The organism is Nonomuraea sp. NPDC050540, from assembly GCF_044457485.1.
Classification (GTDB): Bacteria; Actinomycetota; Actinomycetes; order Streptosporangiales; family Streptosporangiaceae; genus Nonomuraea.
This window is the reverse complement of the sequence record NZ_JBITHA010000001.1, coordinates 1156945-1178672: the sequence shown is the minus strand read 5'-3', so window position 1 is coordinate 1178672 and position 21728 is coordinate 1156945. Positions and strand designations below refer to the sequence as shown.

At 72.1% G+C, this 21728-nt stretch carries 19 protein-coding genes; 5 read left to right on the top strand and 14 right to left on the bottom strand.

Annotation, left to right across the window (positions count from 1 at the left end; all coding sequences use genetic code 11):
• Window positions 1-36: 36 nt before the first annotated feature.
• The 3 genes from ACIBI5_RS05310 to ACIBI5_RS05300 are packed head-to-tail and all read right to left on the bottom strand — an operon-like array spanning window position 37 to window position 3833.
• Window positions 37-1329, bottom strand: a complete 1293-nt coding sequence (locus ACIBI5_RS05310) for an MFS transporter (protein WP_397243382.1) — start codon at window positions 1327-1329, stop codon at window positions 37-39.
• On the bottom strand, window positions 1322-2590 hold the full coding sequence (locus tag ACIBI5_RS05305; RefSeq protein ID WP_397243380.1) for an acetyl-CoA carboxylase biotin carboxylase subunit family protein: 1269 nt from the start codon (window positions 2588-2590) through the stop codon (window positions 1322-1324). The genes ACIBI5_RS05310 and ACIBI5_RS05305 overlap by 8 nt, the downstream gene beginning before the upstream one ends.
• A 1-nt stretch (window position 2591) precedes the next feature.
• Window positions 2592-3833: an ATP-grasp domain-containing protein gene (locus ACIBI5_RS05300; protein ID WP_397243378.1), complete on the bottom strand. Its 1242-nt coding sequence runs from the start codon at window positions 3831-3833 to the stop codon at window positions 2592-2594.
• Window positions 3834-3976: 143 nt separating this feature from the next.
• On the opposite strand from ACIBI5_RS05300, the gene ACIBI5_RS05295 reads away from it, so the two are divergent.
• Window positions 3977-4672 carry an endonuclease V gene (locus ACIBI5_RS05295; protein WP_397243376.1) on the top strand — a complete coding sequence of 232 codons (696 nt, stop codon included), beginning with the start codon at window positions 3977-3979 and terminating at the stop codon, window positions 4670-4672.
• A gap of 58 nt (window positions 4673-4730) precedes the next feature.
• On the opposite strand, the gene ACIBI5_RS05290 is transcribed toward ACIBI5_RS05295, so the two are convergent.
• Together ACIBI5_RS05290 and ACIBI5_RS05285 are read right to left on the bottom strand one after the other, a co-directional pair.
• Window positions 4731-5858, bottom strand: a complete 1128-nt coding sequence (locus ACIBI5_RS05290) for a FecCD family ABC transporter permease (RefSeq protein WP_397243374.1) — start codon at window positions 5856-5858, stop codon at window positions 4731-4733.
• A complete protein-coding gene (locus tag ACIBI5_RS05285) occupies window positions 5855-6856 on the bottom strand; it encodes a FecCD family ABC transporter permease (protein ID WP_397243372.1) in 1002 nt (333 codons plus the stop codon). The genes ACIBI5_RS05290 and ACIBI5_RS05285 overlap by 4 nt, the downstream gene beginning before the upstream one ends.
• Before the next feature lie 54 nt (window positions 6857-6910).
• Between ACIBI5_RS05285 and ACIBI5_RS05280 the strand changes: the two genes are divergently transcribed.
• Genes ACIBI5_RS05280 through ACIBI5_RS05270 form a run of 3 tightly spaced genes read left to right on the top strand, consistent with a single transcriptional unit; the run spans window position 6911 to window position 9566 of the window.
• The gene (locus ACIBI5_RS05280; RefSeq protein ID WP_397243370.1) at window positions 6911-7933 is read left to right on the top strand and encodes an iron-siderophore ABC transporter substrate-binding protein; all 1023 of its coding nucleotides are present in this window, start codon (window positions 6911-6913) and stop codon (window positions 7931-7933) included.
• A gap of 27 nt (window positions 7934-7960) precedes the next feature.
• Complete coding sequence (locus ACIBI5_RS05275) at window positions 7961-8665, top strand: polysaccharide deacetylase family protein (protein WP_397243368.1); 705 nt, start codon at window positions 7961-7963, stop codon at window positions 8663-8665.
• A gap of 34 nt (window positions 8666-8699) precedes the next feature.
• A complete protein-coding gene (locus ACIBI5_RS05270) occupies window positions 8700-9566 on the top strand; it encodes a polysaccharide deacetylase family protein (protein ID WP_397243366.1) in 867 nt (288 codons plus the stop codon).
• Here the strand turns inward: ACIBI5_RS05270 and ACIBI5_RS05265 are convergent.
• The gene (locus tag ACIBI5_RS05265; RefSeq protein WP_397243364.1) at window positions 9539-10747 is read right to left on the bottom strand and encodes a DUF418 domain-containing protein; all 1209 of its coding nucleotides are present in this window, start codon (window positions 10745-10747) and stop codon (window positions 9539-9541) included. The genes ACIBI5_RS05270 and ACIBI5_RS05265 overlap by 28 nt on opposite strands.
• Window positions 10748-10827: 80 nt before the next feature.
• Here ACIBI5_RS05265 and ACIBI5_RS05260 point away from each other — a divergent pair, with 80 nt between their 5' ends.
• Window positions 10828-11502 (top strand): TetR/AcrR family transcriptional regulator C-terminal domain-containing protein, encoded by a 675-nt coding sequence (locus ACIBI5_RS05260; protein WP_397243362.1) that lies wholly within the window; start codon window positions 10828-10830, stop codon window positions 11500-11502.
• On the opposite strand, the gene ACIBI5_RS05255 is transcribed toward ACIBI5_RS05260, so the two are convergent.
• The 8 genes from ACIBI5_RS05255 to ACIBI5_RS05220 all read right to left on the bottom strand — a co-directional run bounded on the left by ACIBI5_RS05255 (window position 11492) and on the right by ACIBI5_RS05220 (window position 21728).
• Entirely contained in the window at window positions 11492-11707 is a 216-nt protein-coding gene (locus ACIBI5_RS05255) for a hypothetical protein (protein ID WP_397243360.1), read from the bottom strand. The genes ACIBI5_RS05260 and ACIBI5_RS05255 overlap by 11 nt on opposite strands.
• Before the next feature lie 290 nt (window positions 11708-11997).
• Complete coding sequence (locus ACIBI5_RS05250) at window positions 11998-15198, bottom strand: hypothetical protein (protein WP_397243358.1); 3201 nt, start codon at window positions 15196-15198, stop codon at window positions 11998-12000.
• A 62-nt stretch (window positions 15199-15260) separates the two neighbouring features.
• On the bottom strand, window positions 15261-16277 hold the full coding sequence (locus ACIBI5_RS05245; protein WP_397243356.1) for an oligogalacturonate lyase family protein: 1017 nt from the start codon (window positions 16275-16277) through the stop codon (window positions 15261-15263).
• A gap of 103 nt (window positions 16278-16380) precedes the next feature.
• Window positions 16381-17214: an NAD-dependent epimerase/dehydratase family protein gene (locus tag ACIBI5_RS05240; RefSeq protein WP_397243795.1), complete on the bottom strand. Its 834-nt coding sequence runs from the start codon at window positions 17212-17214 to the stop codon at window positions 16381-16383.
• Between the two features lie 5 nt (window positions 17215-17219).
• Window positions 17220-18065, bottom strand: a complete 846-nt coding sequence (locus ACIBI5_RS05235) for a carbohydrate ABC transporter permease (protein ID WP_397243354.1) — start codon at window positions 18063-18065, stop codon at window positions 17220-17222.
• Window positions 18062-18991: a carbohydrate ABC transporter permease gene (locus ACIBI5_RS05230; protein ID WP_397243352.1), complete on the bottom strand. Its 930-nt coding sequence runs from the start codon at window positions 18989-18991 to the stop codon at window positions 18062-18064. Before ACIBI5_RS05230 ends, ACIBI5_RS05235 begins: the two co-directional genes overlap by 4 nt.
• The gene (locus ACIBI5_RS05225) at window positions 18988-20340 is read right to left on the bottom strand and encodes an extracellular solute-binding protein (RefSeq protein ID WP_397243350.1); all 1353 of its coding nucleotides are present in this window, start codon (window positions 20338-20340) and stop codon (window positions 18988-18990) included. Before ACIBI5_RS05225 ends, ACIBI5_RS05230 begins: the two co-directional genes overlap by 4 nt.
• A 113-nt stretch (window positions 20341-20453) precedes the next feature.
• Window positions 20454-21728, bottom strand: coding sequence for an enolase C-terminal domain-like protein (locus ACIBI5_RS05220; protein WP_397243348.1), 1275 nt, complete (start codon window positions 21726-21728; stop codon window positions 20454-20456).

The following is a 21728-nucleotide window of genomic DNA, read 5'->3' as shown; positions in this document are numbered from 1 at the left end:
GGGTGGTTTTGTGCCGTTCGACGCATTCACCGGTTCCTAGGACTCCGGCTCCTCTCGCGGCAGTTCCCGCATCTTTCTCATCGGCGAGAAATAGAGCGGCAGCCACGCGAGGGCCAGTCCGGCCGCGCCCACCCAAAGGGCGGTCCGCACACCGGCGAACTGCCCGATCAACCCGGTGAGCGCGGCGCCGAGTGAAAGCACGCCGTGCATGAGGAATCGCATGGTGGCATTCATCCGGCCCAGCAGATGCGTGGGGGTCACCTGCTGGCGGAAGCTGATGAGGATGACGTTGTTCACGCCGATCCGGTAGTTGAGCACGAGCCAGGCGGCGCCCGCGAGCCACAGCCATATCCCACGGTCGACCAGCGGGAACACCGCGCAGGCCGGCACGACGGCGAGCCCGATGATCCACAGGCCGCGGCCCTGTCCGAGCCAGGCCGTGACCCGGCGCGCGGTCAGGGCGCCGAGCAGCATGCCGATGCCGTCCACGGCGAAGAACAGGCCGAGCGTGAACGCCGACAACCCGAGTTCGCGCTGGAACATCAGCGGCATGATCACGATGATCATCGAGACCGACATGTTGACCATCGCGCCGTTGATCGCGATGGCCCGCAGCAGCGGGTGGCCGAAGACCAGGACCAGGCCCTCTCTGATCTCGCGCACGAGGTGGCGCTTCCCGCCCTCGGGCGGCGGCGGGGGAGCCTCGCGGTCGCGGATGCGCGACAGGCACAGCGCCGACCACACGTAGCCCACGGCGTCCACGGCGGCGGCCAGCGGCGCGGTGATCAGCTGGATGAGGAACCCGGCGCCTGCCGGTCCCGCCACGTTGTTGACCGCCTCCATGCCGCCCAGGTGGGAGTTGGCCTCCACCAGGCGCTCGCGCGAGACGATGGCGGGCAGGTAGCTCTGCGAGGAGACGTCGAAGAACACGGTGGCGAAGCCGCTCAAGACCACGACCACGTACAGCTGGGGAAGCGAGAGCACACCCAGCGCGTACGCCACCGGCACCGACCCGACCAGCGCGGCGCGCACCAGGTCGGCCACCACCATCACCCTGCGGCGCCCGTGCACCCGGTCCATCCACGCGCCCGCCGGCAGCCCGATCAGCAGGAAGGCGATCGTGCCCAGCATGCCGAGCACGCCGACCTGGCCGGGCGAGGCGTTGAGCACGATCACCGCGACCAGGGGCAGCGCCAGCAGCCTGATCTGGGTGCCGAACATGCTGACCGCCGCGGCGGCGAACAACAACCGGAAGGAGCGGTTGACCCGGAACAGCGAACCCGGCCGCTCCTCCAGGGTCTCCGCCTCCGTCCCGCGGTTTTCAGCCATCGATCCGCCGGCCATGGACGTGGAACAGCTCGCCGAGCCCCTTCAGCGAACGGTCGCAGGCCGCCGCGTCCTCGCCGACGGCGAAGCCCGCGGCCATCCGGCCCTTCACGAACGAGCCCGGCGGCAGCAGCAGCCGCTTGCCCGGCTCGGCCAGCAGGGTGACCTCCCAGATGCCCGGGGGCAGCCGGTCGGTGTCCAGGCGCAGGTCGTCCACGACCATGTCGTGCGGGGGGTAGAAGTAGCGCACCGCGGCGCTGGAGCGGCGGCGTGGCCGTACGTCGGGACGCTCGCCGCAGGCGATCCGCGCGGCGGCCACGAGCAGGTCGACGCCGGTGGCCAGCAATCCGACGTAGGAGACGAGGTCGCCGCTGAGGCGGCCGTTGAGCTCGACCACGCGCGGGCCCCTCGCGGTGAGCCGCAGCTCGGTGTGGGTGACGCCGTTGTCGAAGCCGAGCGCGGCGTGCGCGGCGCGCACGACCTCGACGATCTCCGGGTCGTGCAGCAGCGGGTCGTCGGTGCTGACGAAGTGGCCGGTCTCCTCGAAGGTGGGCGGCCGGTCGAGTTCCTTGCGCGAGATGAACACGGGCTCGACCTCGCCGTGGAAGACGGCGGCGTCGACGCCGATCTCCGGGCCGTCCAGGTACTCCTCGACCAGCACGCCCTCGGCGTAGCGCTCGACCTCGGCGAAGTGGGCGCGCTCGGTGAAGGCGAACTGCGCGTCGAGCTGCCCGGGACCGTCCACCCGGGCCACGCCCTCACTGCCGGCCAGCGCCCGCGGCTTGAGCACCACCGGATAGCCGATCTCGGCGGCGACGCGGTGGGCCGCGGCCACGTCGGCCACGGGGGTCGAGCGGACCGAGCCGGGGATGTCCGGGGTCATGCGGGCGCGGGTCAGGCTCTTGTCCCTGCAGGCCAGGATGGCCTCGGAGGGGCTGGTGGGCACGCCGAGCGACTCGGCGATCCGCGCGGCGTTGTGGACGCGCATCTCGTCGTAGCAGAGCACGCCGGCGAACGGCATGCGCTTGAACAGCTCCCTGGCCGCCTCCAGCGCCTCGTCCAGGTCGAGCGCGTCCACCTTCGTCTGGCCGACGAGGTAGGGCCGGTCCCAGGTGGCCTCGCGCGCGTCCAGCAGCCACAGCCGGAACTCGCGGTGCAGCCCGCGCAGCCCCCACTCGCGGTACTGCGGGTTCATCCCGCTGTTGACCAGCAGGATCAGCGGCCGGTGGTCGGCGGGGTCGTCAGGCGGGAATCCGTCGGACATGTCATCGCCCCTCGGGGTCGGTGCGCAGCCGCAGCGTGCGCACCAGTTCGTCGAAGACCGGGTCGAGTTCGTCCACGTCGTTCACCTTGAAGATCAGGTGGCCGTGGCCCTGGAAGGTGCGGGGCGGCACCTCGAGGTGGTCGCCGAGGTGACGGTAGATCTCCACCTCGTCCACGCGCGGGTCGGCGGCCGCCCGGTCGAGGCCGACGATCTCGCTCAGCGTGCCCGCCCGCTCGGGGAAGATGTTCCAGAAGCCGATGGGCCGCGCGACCGCGCGCGGCGCGATCTCGGGGGTACGGCCCAGCGCCAGGTCCAGCGCCGCCTCCACCAGGTCCACCCCGGTGCTGAGCAGGACCGAGCGGTAGATGGGTCCGCCGCCCATGCGCGCCGCGGCCTCGAGCACGACCGGCTCCACCCCGCCGGCCAGCCGGAACTCCACGTGGGTCGGCCCGGTGAGTATGCCCATCGCCTCGTGCACGTCCCGTACGGCGGCGGCGATCCGCTCGACCGTCTTCGCCGGCAGCCGGGTCGGCGTGCAGGCGTAGACCTCCTCGAAGGTCGGCCCGGTCGGCAGCGGCTTGTCGTGGATGGCCAGCACGTGGGTCGTGCCCGCCACGACCAGGGACTCCACGCAGATCTCCGGTCCCGGCACGAACTGCTCGGCCAGCACGCCGCCCCCGTAGGAGCGCATCGCGGAGTCGTGCAGCGGGTCGTAGGTAAAGCCGGCCCACGCGCCCTCGCGGATGACGTCGAAGTGCTCTTCCAGCTCCGCCATGGTGGCGACGCTGCGCACGTACATGCTGCCGGTGCCGATGATCGGCTTCAGCACCATCGGGAAGCCGACCTCGTCGGCCGCCTTCACCGCCTCTTCCAGGGTCGCGGCGAGGGCGAACCTGGGCTGCGCGACCCCGCCCTCGGCGAACGCGGCCCGCATCAGGTACTTGTCCCTGGCCAGATGCGCGGTCCGCTCGCTGACCCCCGGCAGCCCGAACTCGGCGGCGACGCGGGCGGCGGAGGGCACCGCGGCCTCGGCGAAGGTGACGACCGCGTCGATCGGGGCGCTCTCGGCGGCGGCCACGGCTTTGGCGGCGCTTAACGTCTCGTCGATGCTGCTGGTGTCGGCGACCACGACCTCGTCGACGTAGTCGGCCTCCCATTCGGGATCCTTCATGATCATGATGACCCGGTGGCCGTGCTCATCGGCGTATTTCCGCGTGCGCGCCAGGTGCCTGCGCCGGCTCAAATTCTTTTTATGCAGCACGATAATACTCATCGAGGCCCCCACGAATTTCGTCCCGGAACACGGAGTAAAGGGATTTCGAATTCGATGCTAACCGGGGGCCACCCGGGTAACCAGTGAAAAGGTCTTTCAACCATCCTTTAGCGATGCTGAAAGCGCGTGGCAGAATGGCGCCGGTGACCTTCCACGCCCCCGAACCCCACTGGCCCGCGACCGTCGCCGAGGCCGAGGCCGAACAGGATCGCCTGCGGCCGTTCACCGACCTTGACAGCCCGGGACCGGCCGAGGCGGGCCTGGTAGCCGGTCTCGACGTCGGGTACCGGGACGACGACGAGGTCGTGGGCGCCGTCGTGGTACTCGACGCCGCGAGCCTGGAGGTCGTGGACCGGGCGGTGGTCAGGCAGCGCGCGCGCTTTCCCTACGTGCCGGGCCTGTTCGCCTTCCGCGAGCTGCCGCCGTTGCTGGCGGCGGTGGACAAGCTGTCGGTCCGTCCCGAGCTGCTGGTGTGCGACGGGTACGGCCTGGCCCACCCCCGCCGCTTCGGCCTGGCCTGCCACCTGGGCGTGCTGACCGGGCTGCCGGCGATCGGCGTGGCCAAGACGCCCTTCGTCGGCGAGCACGCCGAGCCGCCGCCCGCCCGTGGCGCCTGGTCGGCGATCCGGCTCGACGGCGAGGTGGTCGGCCGGGCGCTGCGCACCCGTGAGGGGGTCAAGCCGGTCTTCGTCTCCCAGGGCCACGGCGTCGGCCTGGACAACGCCTGCGCGCACATCCTGCGCCTGTCGCCCGCCTACCGTGTCCCTGAGCCGATCCGCCGGGCCGACCACCTGTCCCGCCTCCCCTGAACCGCCCACACCCACAAAATCCCTGCCTACGTGCACGAGAAATGTGCGCGAGAACCGCCTATGTGCGCGAGCGGGCCAGGTGCCACAGCAGGAACGGCGCGCCCAGCGCGCCGGTGACCACGCCGACCGGCAGCACCGTCTCGGTCAGCAGGCGCTGGCTGATCAGGTCGCTGACCACCACGAGCGTCGCGCCCGCCCAGGCCGAGGCGGTGACCGGTGGCATCGGGGCCCGTGCCAGGCGCTGGGCCAGGTGCGGGGCGGCCAGTGCCACGAACAGCACCGGGCCCGCTGCGGCCGTCGCGAACGCCGCCAGCGCGGCCCCGCACAGCAGCAGCGCCACCCGCGCACGCTGCACCCGCACGCCCAGCCCGATGGCCACGTCGTCGCCGAGTTGCAGGGCCCGCTGCCCGCGCGTCAGCAGCAGCACCACCGGCACGAGGACGGCCAGGGCCAGCGCCAGGGGCCGGGCGTGGTCCCAGCCGCGGTCGTTGAGGTTGCCGACCAGCCAGCCGAGCGCCCTCGCCGCCTGGTACTGCTCGGCCCGGCTGAGCAGGTAGTACGTGACGCTCACGCAGATCCAGCTGACGCCGATCCCGACCAGGACGATCCGGTAGCCGGTGGTGCCGCGGTTCCACGCCAGCACGTAGATCAGCAGACCGGCGGCCAGCGCGCCCGCCAGGCCCAGGGCCTGGGAGCCGAGCCCGGTGAAGCCCAGGACGATGGCGGCCACCACCGCGGTGCCCGCGCCCTGGGTGATGCCCAGCATGTCGGGGCTGGCCAGCGGGTTGCGGGTGATGCACTGGAACAGCGCCCCCGCCATGCCGAACGCCGCCCCGGTCAGCACGGCCACCACCGCCCTGGGCAGGCGCAGCTCGTGGACCAGGAAGAGGGTGGCGGGATCGCCGCTGCCCCACAGCGCGGGCAGCACCTCGCCGAACGGCACCGCGATGTCCCCGGCGCCGATCCCCACGGCCAGGCAGAAGGTCAGGAAGGCGGTGAGGGCCAGGGCCAGCCAGACCACCAGGACACGCGGGCGCACGGTTCCGGAGACGGCCGGCCGTACCAGCCGGAAGGCCGCGCGGTGCCGGGAAAGCCGCACACCGCCGGAAGCGCTCACGGCGCGGCCGCCCTTCGGAGCCGCAGTGGCGTGGCCGCCCTCGGACGCCGGGCCATGACGGCCGCTCACAGCTCGGCCACCCTGCGGCGGCGGACCAGGGCGATGAAGAACGGCGCGCCGAGCAGCGCGGCGACCAGGCTCACGTCGATCTCCTGGGGGCGGGCGACGACGCGGCCGAGGATGTCGGCCAGCAGCACCAGGCAGGGCGCGACCAGGGCGGCGCCGGGCAGCAGCCAGCGGTGGTCGGGGCCGGTGACCATGCGGACCAGGTGCGGGACGACCAGGCCGACGAAGACGATCGGGCCGGTGACGGCCACGGCGGCGCCGGTCAGGACGGTGACGGCGATCGCGGCGCGCAGGCGGGTCGGGCCCAGGCGGCGGCCGAGGGTGACGGCCACGTCGTCGCCCAGGGCCAGGGAGTTGAGCGCGGGGGCGGTGCCGAACGCCAGGATCGCCCCGAGCGCCAGGAACGGCAGGACGGTCAGCACGGTCTCGTTGGAGTGGCCGGTGAGCGAGCCGGCCGACCAGTAGCGGTAGCGGTCGAGCGCCTCGGGGTCGGTCAGGGCCAGGCCGCTGGTCAGGGAGTCGAGCAGGTACGTGAGCGCGACGCCGGCCAGCGCGAGCTTGACCGGGGAGGCGCCGCCCCTGCCGCGGCTGCCCAGGGCGTAGACGACGACGGCGGCCAGCGCGGCGCCGCCGAAGGCGAACCAGATGGTGGTGAGCAGCCCGGTGGCGGCCAGGAAGGTGGCGGAGGCCACGATGCCGAAGGCGGCGCCCGCGCTGACGCCGAGCAGGCCCGGGTCGGCCAGCGGGTTGCGCGTCAGGCCCTGCATGACGGCGCCCGCCAGTCCCAGCGCGGCTCCGGCGAGGATCGCGACGAAGGTGCGGGTCAGGCGGGTGCCGCGGACGATGGCCGCGGTCTCCGGGTCGACGCTCGCGGGGTCGGTCAGCGCGCGGGCGACGTCGGCGAGCGGTATGGCCCGGCTGCCGACGGCCAGGGAGAGCAGCACCAGACCGAGCAGGACGACCACGGTGCCCGTGATCAGCAACGATCTCTGACGAGTCACCGAGGTCCGATCAAATTGAAGAAGAGGGAAGGCTTACCTTACTATCACGGTCCCATGGACACTCCTCGACGCCTGCTGGTGTCGCTCGCCGCCCTGGCGCTGAGCCTGACGACCGCCTGCGGTGGCACGCAGCCCGCACAAGACAAGACCGCGGAGGGCCAGGCCACAGCCTCCGCGGCACCCGGCGCGGCCGGCGCGTTCCCCGTGAAGGTCGAGCACCTGTACGGCACGACGGAGATCAAGAAGAAGCCCGAGCGGATCGTCACCATCGGGCTCAGCGACCACGAGCCGGTGCTGGCGCTCGGCCACAAGCCGGTCGGGGTGGTGGACTGGTTCCAGCGCAGCCCGTTCAGCGACTGGCCGTGGACGAAGGACAAGTGGGCAGGCACCGAGCCGACCGTGCTCGGCCTGCGCGAGGACGGCGTGAAGATGGAGAAGCTGCTCGCGCTCAAGCCCGACCTGATCTTCGCCATGTACTCGGGCGTCCAGAAGGCGACCTACGACCAGCTTTCCAAGATCGCCCCCGTGGTGGCGCAGCCGAAGGGCTTCGACCCTTACGCCGCCCCGTGGCAGGAGATGACGCTGCTGGCCGGGCGCGCCCTGGGCCAGGAGGCCGACGCCAAGAACCTGATCACCGGCATCCAGGACCGGTTCGCCCAGGCGCGCAAGGACAACCCGCAGTGGGCGGGCAAGACGGCGGTGGCCGCCGACAGTTTCAAGGCCGGCACCTACTCGGCCTTCCAGAAGGGCGACCCGAAGTCGGCGTTCCTGGCCGAGCTGGGCTTCACGATCCCGGAGAAGATCACCAAGCAGGCGGGCACGTCCAACGTGGCCGAGTTCGGCTCGGAGGGGCTGAACATGCTGGAGGTCGACCGGCTGGTCTGGCTGACCACCGGCAAGGAGCCGTGGGAGCGGATCAAGAAGGACGCGGTCTACAAGGAGCTGAAGGTGGCCAAGGAGGGCCGCGACCTGTTCCTGACGTACCAGGACCCGCCGATCGGCGCGGCGCTGTCGTTCAACACCGTGCTGAGCATCCCGTACGCGATCGAGCAGATGGTCCCCCAGATCAGGAGTTGAGCGCGTTAACGCGTTAGGCTGGGTCGCGTGAGTGGGATCTTACTGCTGACCTTCGACGACTTCTTCGTGCCGGAGTGGCGCGCGGCACGGGAGGTCTTCCGCGCGCACGGCGCCCGGGTGACGTTCTTCGTCAGCGAGCCGTGGCAGGTCCGGAGCTGGGCGGGCCTGCGCGACCTGGCCGCCGACGGCCACAGCGTGGGCGCCCACGGCTTCCGGCATCTCAGGGCCGACGAGCGGGTGGCCGAGGCGAGCGGCGCGGCGTACCTGCGCGAGGAGATCGAGCCGTGCCTGGCCGCCCTGGCGGCCGAGGGGCTGCGGGCGCGCAGCTTCGCCTATCCGAACAGCGCCCGCTCCCCCGCCTCCGACACGGTCCTGACGACGGTCTTCGACCGGCTTCGGGGCGGGCGCGGGGTGCCGGACGGCGCCGAGCCCGCCGACGTCGGCGACTTCTTCGTGCCGGTGGCCGAGCTCCCGCGCCGGCGGGTGCTGATCGGCGCGGGCGCCGACAACGGCCGGATGTTCCGGCCCCGCGGTCTCACCGACGCCGCCCTGCTCGGCGCCCTGCGCCGAGCCGCCGACCGCGAGGAGGCCCTGACCCTGTACGCGCACGCGATCGCCCCCGCCCACGAGGCCAACTACCTGGCCCCGGACCGCCTCGACCGGCTGCTGGCCGAGGCCGCCCGGCTGGGCCTGCGCTGCCTCGGCTTCGACGACCTGCCCGCGCCGGCTTGAACCTGACATCAATGGCAAGTCTTACGGTTCTCGCATGACGAACCAGACGCTTTTCGACTACAGCCCCATCCCCGATCGGCCCGCGATCACCTGGCCCGGCGGCGCCAAGGTCGCCGCCTACGTCGGGCTCAACATCGAGCACTTCCTCATCGACCGCCCGTCCACCAGCATCTGGCCGGGCACCGCCGACCTCGTGCCCGACGCGCTCAACTACGGCTGGCGCGACTACGGCGTGCGCGTGGGCATCTGGCGCACGATCGAGAGCCTCGACCGGCACGGCGTGCGGGCCAGCGCGCTGCTCAACTCCGACGTGGCCGTGCACTACCCGCAGATCATCGAGGCGGGGCTGCGCCGCGACTGGGCGTGGCTGGCGCACGGGCGTACCAACTCCATCCTGCACACGGGCATGGAACCGGAGGAGGAGCGCGCCTTCCTCACCGACGTCGTGGACACCATCGCGGGGGCGACCGGGCGGCGGCCGAAGGGCTGGATGGGGCCGGGGCTGACCGAGACGTTCAACACCCCCGCCCTGCTGGCCGAGCTCGGGCTGAGCTACGTGCTCGACTGGACCAACGACGACCAGCCGTACCGGCTGAACGTGCCCGGCGTGATCAGCGTGCCGTACACGCTGGAGCTCAACGACCTGGCGCTGTTCTCCAAGGGGACGAGCGGGCCGGAGTTCCTGCGGATCGTCAAGGACCAGTACGAGCAGTTGCGCGCCGACTCCCGGGACAGCGGGCGGGTGATGGCGCTGGCGCTGCACCCGTTCGTGACCGGCCAGGCCTTCCGCGCCAAGTACGTGGACCAGGCGCTGGAGTACCTGGCCGCCCAGCCGGACATCTGGCTGACCACCAGTGACGAGATCGCCGAGCACTACGTGCGCACGTCGGCCGCGGCCTGAGGCCGGTAGAGCAGGCGGCGCAGGAGTGCCTCGGCCGGGCCGGGCAGGCCGCGCCGTTCCAGGAAGAAGGCGAGCGCGAGCGTGATCAGCCACGCGCCCAGCGCGTAGAGTGCCGCGCCCGCGCTGCCCAGATGAGCGCCGAGCCCGAGGCCCCACGCGGCCAGCACCGGGCCCAGCAGCACCGAGTGGGCGAGGTAGACCGACAGCGACCGGCGGCCCGCGGCGCTCACCGCGAGCCCCAGCGGGCGGCGCACCCACCCACCGGTCGCGAGCAGGGCGAACACCGCGACGTAGCCGAGCCCGGCGAAGATCCCGGTCGCCGCCTGCAGCAGGAACAGCTCGCCCTGGTCGGCCTGCGCCCCGCTCGGCACGCTCAGGACGCCGAAGTGGGCCAGGGCGGACGGCAGCGCGCCCAGCCAGCCGAGCGGGATGCCCACCGCGGCCGTGACGACCAGCAGCCGGCGGTGGCGGACGGGCTCCTCCAGGACGCGGTTGCGGGCGGCCCAGATCCCCAGCAGGAGGACGGCGTGCATGCCGAACTGCGCCGGCGCGCCGAGCAGGAGCATTCCCCAGGTGGCCAGACGCCCGGCGGCGGCGGCGAGCCAGCCGTCCTCGCCGGTGGCGTACTCGGCGTGGCCGGGCGTGACGACGTGGCCGGGCGCGGCGTCGGACACGCCGGTCGCGAGCATCAGCGCGTTCAGCCCGAGCGCCAGCACGACGAGCAGACCGGCGAAGGTCGCGGCCCAGACGAGCAGCGTGCGGTCGGTGCGGCGCAGGAACAGGGCGCCGAGGACCAGGCTGATCAGGCCGTACACGGCGAGGATGTCGCCGGCCAGCAGCAGGGCGGCGTGGACCAGGCCGAAGGCGATCAGCAGGAGGCTCCTGCGGCGTACCAGCCGGACCGCCGCGGCCGGTGAGTCGCCCCGGCCGACCTGCCGGTCCATGAGGCGGGCCATGCCGTACCCGAAGAGGAAGGCGAAGAGCGGATAGATCCGCAGGTCGACCAGGACGATCATCAGGAACTGCGTGATCCGGTCGGCCGCCGACCCGTCCGCGGGATGCCAGCCGGAGGGTCCCGTGGGCGCGGCCCACAGGTGGAACACCACGTTCGACAGCACGATCATCGCCAGCATCAGGCCACGCGCCAGGTCGGGCGCGGCCGAGCGTTCGCTTGAAGCCATCACTCCCCCTTCATAACTCCGATTGATGTTCGGAGTTTCGTGACTCCGAACGCTATACGGAGTTGTAGGATGGCCGCAAGATGACGATCGACGACCTGCTGTGGGGGCGCGTGCGGCGCCCGACCCGGGGGCCCAAGCAGGGCCTCGACCTGGAGCGTGTGATCACCATGGCCGTCGAGATCGCCGACGCCGACGGCCTGGCGGCGCTCACGATGAACCGGCTGGCCAAGGCGCTGGGCGCGGGCGCCGCGTCCCTCTACACGTACGTGCCGGGCAAGCCCGCGCTGGAAGCGCTCATGCTCGACTGGATCATCGGCACCGGCCCGCTGCCGCACACCCTGCCGGGCGGCTGGCGCGAGCGCCTGGAGGCGGGCGCGCGCGCCGACTGGTACGGCTACCGCGCCCACCCCTGGGTCCTGCAGCTGGCCGTCGCACAGGTACGGCCAGGCCCGAACCTCGTGGCGTGGTACGACTCGACGCTGGCCTCGCTGGAGGCCACCGGCCTGACCGAGCCCGAGAAGGTGGACGTCGTGGAGGCCCTCGACGCCTACGTCCGCGGCATGGCCCGCTCGGCCCTCGACCCGGCACCGGTGCGCGACGACGAGCCCGACGGGGCGGCGGAGGCCTACCCGGCGCTGGTCAGAGCGGCGAGGGCCGGGGCGCTGGCGCCCCGGCCCGAGGAGAGCTTCGAGTTCGGCCTGGCACGGCTGCTCGACGGCGTCGAAGCCCTCGTGCGCGAGCGGGTCAGGCCGTGACGCGCTCCACGCTGGTGTAGGCGGGCACGCCCGCGCGGGTCACCACCGCCCGCACGGTCGCCCAGCCCTTGCCGCCGCACCCCATCAGCCGGCCGTCGCGCACCTTGACGACGCGCCTGTCGCTCACCTCCCATCGCACCTCGGCGCCGGTCAGGTCCACGGCGGTGCCGTCCCACTCGGTGATCGCCGGATCGGTGCCGGTCACCGTGGTTGAGCCCGAAGGCCAGCGCCCAGCTGAGGTTCTCCGAGGTGCCGATGCCGCGGTCGAGGTTGTGCGGGTAGAAGGCCACGCGGTCGTGCATGACCGCGGTGCCGAGCGGCCACTGCTGCACCACGACGCCGTTCTTGTTGGGGTTGTCGTAGGTGCCCGCCCGGTCCCCCTGCATGGTGTTGAGGGAGAAGCCCAGGCTGGAGCTGAGGTGGCGGAAGAGCCTGTCGCCGCCGCCACGCTCGCGGTGGTCGTGGCCGCCAGGAACGTACGCCGCGACAGGGCGCTCATGCCAGTCCCACGAGCTGGGCGGAGCGGAACAGCGCCGGGTTCTTGGGCGCGGAGCCCACCCCGCCGCCCCACTCCAGGTAGCCGTCGCGGGCGTCGCCGATCGTGCCCGCGTCGGCATCGTTGACCAGGAACGACAGCCCGACCAGACCGGCCGGCGGCGCGTCGTGCCCCAGCGACTTCCACGGTACGGCCAGCCGGTACGTGGTGGTCTTGGCCGCCTCGTCCCGCGTCACCCGGACGTCGGCGCCGGGCGTCGGCCCGGCCGGCTGCCCCGGAGGCGGGCCCCAGCTGTAGGCGACGGGCCCGCCGGGCAGCAGGGCCGCCCCGACCTCGACCCGGGTGCCGTCGAGGTCGCTGGGGAAGGCGGAGTACAGGTCGAACTGGATCGAGTCGACCTGCCAGGCGAGCGCGGCGTCGCGGGCGGCGTTGTGCGTATCGTCCTTGATCACCGCGTCCAGGATCAGCGCCTCGGGAGTGTGCGTGAAGCGGACGTTTCCGGACAGGTCGTCGGGCCCGGTCCTGGTCCCGCCCCGCAGGCCCACCCAGCGGCCCAGGGTGTCGAGGTTGATCGGGTCAAGCGTGGTCGCGCCCGCCTTCTCCACGGGGGTGAAGCTCATCGAGCCGCTCTCGGCCGCCTCGCCCGCGTTGACCGCGTAGCCGTAGGCGACGAACGGCGCGACCTGCGGCAGCGTGGCCTCGACCGATGCGGTGGCGGACGGCGCGACCTGCGGCGGGCCGGCGATCGTCCCCTGCCAGGGGCCGACCCGCCAGCCGACGGAGCCGAGCGTGAGCGGCGTCGTGGGGCTGTTGTTGGTGAGCGTGACCTTGACCTTCTTGGCGTCGACGACCGGCCGCGCCTTGATCGAGTACGGCTTGAGCACCCGCGTGGAGGTGCGCAGCCTGGCGATGGCGCCGCGGGCGTCGGCGGCGCTCGCGGTGACGGCGCGGGTGCCGGTGGTGCCGGTCGCGGGCAGTTCCAGCGTGACCGAGGTCTTCTGGCCCCTGCGGGTGACCAGGTCGGCCGTGACGTCGCCGGCGGCGACGGTCAGGCGGCTGGGCAGGTGCGTGCCGCCGGTGCGGTCGGCGGTGACCGTCACCTTGAGCTTCTCGCCGGTGACCGACTTCTCAGGGGCGCCGGCCGACAGCGGCGAGGCGCCGGCCTTGGCGGCCAGGGCGCCGGAGACGAAGACGGGGCTGCCGTCCAGGTCCAGGCGTACCTTGCCGGCCTGCGGGGTGAGGGTGCCGACCTTGCCGAACTGGTCGGTCAGCGTCACCGGGGTGAGCGCGGCCAGCGTGACCGAGCGGGGCTGGGTGGCCCACAGCAGGCGCTTGCCGCCGCTGATCGGGTAGGAGTAGATCTCGGGGTCGCCGAGGTTCTGGCGGGCGCCGAGCGTACGGCCGGCGAGCTGGCGGAGGAGCACGGCGTTGGAGATCGCGGCCGGCTTGGGCGCGGGCGCGCCGATGCCGGAGCCCGGACGGCGGAACAGGCCGAAGCGGTGCTCGCGCTCGCCGGCGTTGTCGCCGTCGTCGAGCACGTCGTACCAGAAGTACTTGCTCGCGCCGGCGGCCTTGGCCAGGGTCTGCGCCCTGATCAGGTAGTCGGCCTGCTGCGCCTCCGTCGAACCCGCGGTGTGGGTGGGCCAGCCGTTCTCGCTGACCCAGATCGGCATGTTCTTCTTGGCCTTCACCTTCTGGACGAGCTGCGGGAACTCGGTGACCAGGACCGTCTTCTCCGGCGGGGTGCCGGCGCCGAGGGCGGCGTAGCCGTAGAAGTTCACGCTGAAGGTGTCGAGGTGGTTCAGGCCGCCCAGGTTGATGAACTCCTCGTGCCAGGCGAGCTGTGTGCCGGCCGAGGTCGGGCCGACCAGGTTGGTGGTGCCCGGCACGGCCTGGTCGACGGCCTTGACCATGTTCAGGTAGCACTGCGGGGTGATGCCGCAGGCGCCGTCGTTGAAGCCGGTGGAGTTGTACTCGTTGTAGATGGAGAGGTCGCGGGTCTGCCCGGCGTACTCGGCGGCCACGGCGGCGCCGAAGCGGGCGAAGGCGGCCAGGCCATCGGGGGTGCTGGGCGTCTTGCCGCCGTCGTAGAGCGGGTTGCGGTAGCCGAGGATCGGCATGGTCTTGATGCCGTGCTTGGCGGCCTCGTTCAGGCCCATGTGCAGGGGGTAGCCCTCGTGCGTGTAGACGCCGGGCTGCTTCTCGATGCCGCTCCAGCTGGCGTCGGAGCGGACCTCGCTCCAGCCGATGCGGCCCATGGTCTCCAGCAGGGCCTCCTCGTAGCCCTTCTGCCAGCCGTAGTGCATCGCGACGGAGAAGTAGGGGTCCTTCGCGGCCAGCGGGGTGATGACGCCGAAGCTGGTGGACCGGGTGGTGAGCGGGGTTTTGGCGGTCAGCGTGTAGTAGCCGGGCCCGAATGCCGAAATATCGAGGCTTGCGGCGCCGTTCGCGACCGGCAGCGTGCCGGAGCGCAGCGGCACCCCGTTCGGGTCCCCGACCGTCCAGTCGATCTGGCCGGCGGTGGAGGAGAAGGTGATCGCGTTCTGGCCCTGGGTGAACACCAGCGACTTGCTGGTCACGCTGAGCTGCGAGGGGTCGGTGAAGTAGACGTCGACCCGCGACACGCACACGCCCGGCATCGACGCGGCGTCGGCCTTGACGTTGAGCCGGAAGTCGGCGCCGTTGGCGCGGTTCTTGAAGGTGATGCCGCCGAGCTCGTACTGGTGCGTCTTCCACGTGCCCGAGCCGGTCAGCTGCAGGTTGGCCGAGCCGGTGAAGGCCCCGGCCGTGCCATCGTAGTGGATGTCCATGCCGGTCGGCCCGGCGTCGAAGTACCGCACGACGACGTACGCCCTGCTCGCCCCCGCCGGGATCGCCGCGTCGGCCACGTCCACGTAGACATAGCGGTTGTACGGCGTGCCCGACGTCTGCCAGCACGACACGCCGCCGCGCTCGCTGACGGCGGCGGCCGGGTTCTTGTCGGCGTCACCCGGCCACGCCCGCACGACCCCGGTGTAGACCGGGTTCGCCCCGAGCGTGGCACTGGCGGCGGGCGCGGCCATGGTTGTGGCGCCGGGCCGGCCGGGGTCCGCAAGGGCGGGCGGAGCGGGGTCGGCGCTCGCGGGCGGAGCGGACAGCGGCCCGCTCGCCAGTACCGCCGCCAGCACCGCCAGCGCGGCCCGGCGTAAGGTGCTCTTCATACGAGGTCCCTTCTCGTGTGCCACCGCCCGCCCCTTCCTGGTCGTCGTGGCGGGCGGCACGGTCAGATCGTGCGGACGGCCACCGCGACCTGCCCGGTGGCGGGGTCGCCGTGGTTGTACAGGACGGCGGAGCCGTCGGGGGTGAAGATCGGGTGCGGGTGCCGGGGGTGGGTGTCGGCGCCGGTCCTGGCGAGGAACGTCTGTTCCCCGGTCGCGACGTCGATCAGCAGCACGTCGGAGATCTGGCGGGCGTCGTCCCAGCCGCGGCCGGGCTCGTCGTGTGGCCCGGTGGTGTCCACGACGGCGTGACGGCCGTCGCGGCTGATGTCGCAGTGCCAGATCCGCTCCCCCTCGCTGACCAGCCGCGCGGGCCGGCCGTCGGGGTGGACGGCGTAGAGCCCGCGCGGGCCGCGCTCGCTCACGCCGTAGACGCAGACGAGGGCGCCGAGGTCGTGGAACATCCAGCGCTCGTGGCCGGCGGCCATCCCGCGCTGGTCGAAGACGCGGCGGCGCTCGCCCTGGTGGTACGCCCACACCCGGTCGCCGATCTCGTTCGCCGGGCCCTCGTGGGAGTAGGCCAGCCAGTCCTCGTCGTGCGGGCTGTGGTGCGGGTGGTTGGCGAACCACTCCTCGCGGAAGAGCCGGGTGACCGCGCCGGTGGCGAGCGAGACCTCCAGGCAGTCCACCGCCTCGCCGTCGTGCTCCATCACCACCACGCGGCGGCCGTCGGCGGTGATCGAGCACAGGCCCTGCAGTCCTCGGCCCCGGTGGACCGGCTCGGGTTCGCCGCCGCCGAGGTCGAGGACGTACAGGGCGCCGTCGCGCACCCAGGCCGCCACCTCGGCCGCCGGCGCCACGTCGGGCCAGACCGGCTCCGCCGCCGTGAACGCGCACAGCGGGCGCTCGTCCGGCTCACCGCCGCGCCAGGCGACGCTGCTGATGCCCCGCTCGCCGGTACGCGGGCCGTACGTGCTCACCAGCAGCCGCTCGCCGCCCGCGTGGAAGCCGTTGGCGTGTGGATAGGTCAGGTGCGCCCCGGTCAGGACGAGGTCGTGGCCGGTGCGGGACAAATGGCGCATGCCACTCCTAGGTGACGTTCGTGACGGGCCCGGAGACGAAGAATGGCGACGCAGGGTAACCATGAGGGAAGGCGGGATCTCATGGGGGGTGAGTCCTTCCTGTTCAGAGCCGGTACGGGTGCGCGGCCTCGAAGCCGAGGACGCGCCGGGCCTCACTCAGATCGATCGGTACGGCCCGGCCCGGCAGCCCCGCGCGCAGCGGGGAGCCGGGGTGGTGGCGGGCGAGCAGTTCCTCGGTGGGCCGGGACGCCAGCGTGTCGGGGGCTGCCACGAACAGCACGTGCGCCCCGCTCAGCGGCTTGGTGATCGACAGCCAGCAGGCGGTGGCCGCGTCGCGCAGGTCGAGGTAGGCCCACAGCTCCCTGGCGCCGTCGGACGGGTCGGCGGCCAATTCCGCCGCCCGCTCAGGCAGGCGCTCGTCCGCGCCGCCGACGAACGGGAAGCGCAAGGCCACCACGGACATGCCGTGCAGGCGGGCCGCCATCCTGGCCGTGGCCTCGTCGGCCTCCTTCGACAGTCCGTAGGGGTCGGCGATCAGCAGCGGGTGCGCCTCGTCCACGGGCACGTAGGCGGGGCTGACCGGGGTGGGGGAGAACGGCAGGCCGAGCGCGCACAGGCTGCTGGCGATCGCCGCCCGGCGCACGCCCGCCCTGCCCGCCTCGTCGAGCACGGTGAAGGTGGCGCGGGTGTTGTTGCCGAACACCTCCGGCGCCGGGTCGTGGTTGGGCGAGGGGATGGCGGCCAGGTGGACCACCGCGTCGGCGTCGCGGACGGCCTGCCGTACCGCCGAAGGGTCGCCCGCGTCGCCGGACACGACGCGGTCGGCCTTGAGGTCGCCCGGGTCGTCGAGCACCAGGGCGGTGACGTCCGCGCCCTCCTCGGCGCAGCGGTCGAGGACCGCGCGCCCGATGAGTCCCGCCGCCCCGGTGACCAGCACTCGGGTCAACCCTTCACCCCCGTGAATCCGACACCGCGCACGATGTACTTCTGAAAGACGATGAACACCAGCACCGGCGGAAGAAGCGCCATGAACATCCCGGCGATGACCATGTTCTCCTCGGCGAACTCCGCCAGCCTGGGCAGCGCCACCGAGATCGGCTGCGCCTCGCCGTCGGAGATCGCGACCATCGGCCAGAGGAAGTCCTTCCACGCGCCCATCAGCGTGAGCAGCGAGGTCACCGCGAGGACCGGCTTGGACATGGGCAGCACGATGTACCAGAACATCCGCCACGGTCCCGCGCCGTCGACCTGCGCCGCGCCGAACAGCTCGCGTGGGATGCCGTCGAAGAAACGCTTCATGAGCAGGACCGTGAACGCGTGCGAGGCGTGCGGCAGCCATACCGCCCAGGTGGTGTTGGCGATGCCCAGGTCCAGGACGGTCAGGTAGAGCGCGACCAGCGAGACACTGCCCGGCAGGAACAACGTGGCCAGGATCGCGCCGTAGACGTAGGGGCCGTAGCGGGGGCGCAGCACCGACAGGGCGTAGGCGCCCATGACGGAGACGATGATCTGCGCCAGCCACGAGCCGCCGGCCAGGACGACCGTGTTGAGCATGAAGTGGCCGATGCGCAGCCTGCTCCACGCCTCGCCGAGCAGCGACCAGTCGGGGCTGGCGGGGAACAGGCGCAGCGGGTCGGTGAGGAGTTCCTGGGTGGGCGAGATGGCACCCTTGATCGTCCAGAGGATCGGGCCGAGGCCGAGCACGAGCACACCGAGGAAGACGGCGAACTGGGTCGAGCCGAGGACGACCCGCACGATCCGGCGCCGCCGGTCGAAGTTGGAGATCATGAGCTGCTCCACGTTCTGGTCGCGCGCAGGTAGACCGCCGACAGGGCGCCGAGCACCACGGCCAGCAGCACCGACAGCGCCGCCGCCATGCCGTAGTCGCCGTAGACGAAGGCGTAGCGGTAGATGAGCAGCAGGACCGTCACCGTGGAGTCCTCGGGCCCGCCGTCGGTCATGACGAACGGCTCGGTGAAGACCTGGAAGGTGCCGATGACCTGCAACAGCAGCATGAGCAGAAGGACGCCGCGCAGTTGCGGCAGCGTGATGTGCCACACGCGCCGCCAGATCGAGGCGCCGTCGCTCTCGGCCGCCTCGTAGAGCTCCTTGGGCACGGCGGTCAGCGCCGCCAGGTAGATCAGCACGGTGCCGCCGGCGCCCGCCCAGGTGGCCTCGAGCACCAGGGAGGGCATCGCCCACGCGGTGTCCTGCAGCCAGGGGTACGGCCCCAGCCCGACCACCCCGAGCAGGTTGTTGAGCAGCCCGTAGTCGGCGTTGTAGAAGAACTTCCACATCATGATCGCCACGACCGGCGGCACCGCCACCGGCAGGTACACCAGGACCCGGAACACCGCCGAACCCCGCCGCAGCTGCGACATCACCACCGCCAGGAAGACCGGCACCGGGAAGCCGAACAGCAGCGCGAGCACCGTGAACCACGCCGTGTTGACCACGGCGGTGCCCAGCAGCGGATCGGCGAACAGGTTGGCGAAGTTCTCCCACGCCACCCACTCGGCCACCGCCACCAGGTTGGTGCGCTGGAAGGCCAGCAGCCCGCTCTGGATGATCGGCCACCAGGAGAAGACGGCGAAGACGAACACCAGCGGCGCCAGGAACAACACCGAGGCCAGGCCATAGGGGCTGCGGCGCCGGCGGGGGTGGCCCGGCGCGGGCGCCGCCGCCCGCTCCTTCCGCTGCAGGACCGCCGTCACCGCTGCGACCTGTCCAGGATCGGCGTCACCTTCCCGGCCGCCTTGGCCAGCTCACCCGCCGGGTCGGCGTCCTTTCTCGTGAGTACGGCCTGCACCACCGTGTCCAGGGCGGCGTAGAGCTCCTGCCCGGCGACCGGCGGCTCGGAGATGAACTCCTGCTTCTTCACGCCCTCGTTGTAGGTGGCGAAGTGGTCCCAGTTCACGTTGGAGGCGGCCTTCTCGGCGGCCACCACCGGCCCGGAGACCGCGTCGGTGTAGAACGGCAGCGTGGGCAGGCCCGCGACCAGGCCGTCGGCCTTCCGCTTCTCGGCGCGCTGGGTGGCGAGCGCGGGGTCGTACTTGGGGCGCAGGTAGAAGTAGTCGATCCACTTCACGGCCGCCTGCCGCTGCTCGGGGGTGGCCTTCGGGCTGACCACGGCGACCGTGCCGCCGAGCAGGGTGCCGTTGCCGGAGCCCGACGGGAGCGTGGTCTGGCCATAGGTCTCCGGCTTGCCGGCGAACTTCGCGACGTAGCTGGAGTAGAGGTTGGGCGCGCCCATCATCATCGCGACCTTGCCGGAGGCGAAGTCGCGCAGCAGGTCGTCCTGGTTGCGCAGGTGCTGGGTGCCCATCGACCGGTCCTGCCAGCGCATCGCCTTGAGCAGGTCGAGCGCGCTTCTGGTGGGGACGTCGTCGAAGGCGGGCGCGTACTTGCCGCCTTCCTCCTTCTCCATCCGGCCGCCATAGGAGTAGGTCATCGTGGTGAGCATCCAGCCGCCGGTGTTGGCGGTGGCGTGCATGCCGAAGCCCGGCACTCCGGTCTTGTCGCTGATCTGCTTGGCGGCGGCGCGGACCTCGTCCCACGTGGCCGGGGGTTTGTCGGGGTCGAGGCCGGCCTTGGTGAACAGGTCGCGGTTGTAGACCAGGCCGGCGGCGTACGCCTCGGTGGGCAGGCCGTACACCTTGCCGCCGGAGCTGCTCGGGGCCAGCAGGCGCGGGTCGAAGTCCTTGTTGGCCAGGACCTTCAGCTCGGCGGTGAGGTCGGCGACCTGGCCGCGCTTGATCATGGAGGGCGGGTCGGTGAGCGGGATGCGGAAGACCGTCTCCAGCTGGCCGGCCGCCAGTCGCGCGGCGAAGGTCTTGACGTCGTACTGGGTCTCGGTCGGCTTGAGCTTGATCGTCGGGTTGGCCTTCTCGAACGCGGCCACGTCGGCCAGGAAGTTCTTCTGGCTCTCTGCCTGGGTGCTCGGCGGCATGCCGGAGACGGTGATCTCGATCTTGCCGCTGTCGGCTCCGTCCTGGCCTCCGCCGCAGGCGGCGGTGGCGAGCAGGAGCAGTCCCGCAGCTCCTCGTGCGATGTGTGTGTTCATCGGGACTCCAGTTCATGCCGGGGGGCGAGGTGAGTCGAACGCTATATTTGACGCGTTAACGTGTAAAGCACAAGATGGTAACTTGGCCGAAATATCATGATTTAACGCGTCAACTAGGGTGGCTCCAGGCCGCCGTCGGGGCGGCGCACCCGCGCCGCCCACCGCTCGTGCAGGTGCGTGACCGGCGGGAACCGCGCGGCCAGCCGTTCGTCGAGTTCCACGCCCCAGCCGGGCGCGGAGGAGGGATGGAGGTGGCCGCCGACGGGATTGAGCGTGCCGGGGAACACCTCGCACACCGCCTCCGGGTAGACGTGCGCCTCCTGGATGCCGAAGGCGGGCGTACTGACGTCGAGCGCGACGCCGGCCGCGACGCCGACCGGCGAGACGTCGCCCGGCGAGTGCCAGGCGGTGCGCACCCCGGTCAGTTCGCACAGGGCCGTGAGCTTGCGCGCGGGAGTCAGGCCGCCGATCGCGGAGATGTGACAGCGCAGCAGGTCAACGCCGCCGTTCAGGACGAGCCTGGCCGCCTCGGGCACCGACACCAGCAGCTCGCCCACGGCGATCGGCACCGGCGAGGCGGCCCTGACCTCGGGCAGGCGGTCATAGTGCTCGGGCGCCACCACGTCCTCCAGGAAGAACAGCCGGTGGTCGGCCAGGCTGCGGGCCAGGATGACCGCGTCCTTCGGGGTCAGGCGGCTGTGCACGTCGTGCAGCAGCTCGACCTCCTCCCCCAGCACCTGCCTGGCCCGCTCGAACAGCGCGGGCGTGGTGCGCAGGTAGTGGCGCACGTCCCAGCCGTCGGGATGCGGGGCCGCCGGGTAGCCGCCGGGGGCGCCGGGCGCGCCGTAGGTGCCGTGGCCGGGCTGGCCGGTCTGCAGGCGTACGTGGCGGTATCCGGCCGCCATGAGCCGCTGCGCGTGCTCCAGCGTGGCCTCGACGGTGGCGCCCTCGGCGTGCAGGTAGAGCGGCGCCGCCGCCCTGACCCGTCCGCCGAGCAGCTCGTGTACGGGCATGCCCGCGCGTTTGCCGGCGATGTCCCACAACGCCATGTCCACCCCGGACAGCGCGTTGTTCAGGACCGGGCCGCCGCGCCAGTAGCTCGACAGGTGGATCATGCGGACGATGTCCTCGATGTCGGCGGGGTGGCGGCCGATCAGCAGGGGGGCCACGTGCTCGTCCACGGTGGCGGCGACGGCGTGGAAGCGCTGGGTGAAGGTGGCGCAGCCCAGGCCGTACAGGCCGTCGTCGGAGGTGTCCACGCGGACCACCACCAGCGGGATGCCCTCGGGGGCGGTGACGATCGCGCGCACCCGGGTGATGCGCAGGGCGTCGCGGGGCTGCCAGGGGGGTTGTGTCTCGGGCATGACCTGGCCGGGAGAGGGGGTCAC

Bases quoted from the DNA above. Each gene is read 5' to 3' on its own strand.
- ACIBI5_RS05245 (WP_397243356.1), bottom strand. From the start codon at position 16,277: ATGCGCCATTTGTCCCGCACCGGCCACGACCTCGTCCTGACCGGGGCG.
- ACIBI5_RS05295 (WP_397243376.1), top strand. From the start codon at position 3,977: ATGCTGAAAGCGCGTGGCAGAATGGCGCCGGTGACCTTCCACGCCCCC.
- ACIBI5_RS05250 (WP_397243358.1), bottom strand. From the start codon at position 15,198: ATGAAGAGCACCTTACGCCGGGCCGCGCTGGCGGTGCTGGCGGCGGTA.
- ACIBI5_RS05260 (WP_397243362.1), top strand. From the start codon at position 10,828: ATGACGATCGACGACCTGCTGTGGGGGCGCGTGCGGCGCCCGACCCGG.
- ACIBI5_RS05235 (WP_397243354.1), bottom strand. From the start codon at position 18,065: ATGATCTCCAACTTCGACCGGCGGCGCCGGATCGTGCGGGTCGTCCTC.
- ACIBI5_RS05225 (WP_397243350.1), bottom strand. From the start codon at position 20,340: ATGAACACACACATCGCACGAGGAGCTGCGGGACTGCTCCTGCTCGCC.
- ACIBI5_RS05265 (WP_397243364.1), bottom strand. From the start codon at position 10,747: ATGGCTTCAAGCGAACGCTCGGCCGCGCCCGACCTGGCGCGTGGCCTG.
- ACIBI5_RS05280 (WP_397243370.1), top strand. From the start codon at position 6,911: ATGGACACTCCTCGACGCCTGCTGGTGTCGCTCGCCGCCCTGGCGCTG.
- ACIBI5_RS05305 (WP_397243380.1), bottom strand. From the start codon at position 2,590: ATGTCCGACGGATTCCCGCCTGACGACCCCGCCGACCACCGGCCGCTG.
- ACIBI5_RS05310 (WP_397243382.1), bottom strand. From the start codon at position 1,329: ATGGCTGAAAACCGCGGGACGGAGGCGGAGACCCTGGAGGAGCGGCCG.
- ACIBI5_RS05270 (WP_397243366.1), top strand. From the start codon at position 8,700: ATGACGAACCAGACGCTTTTCGACTACAGCCCCATCCCCGATCGGCCC.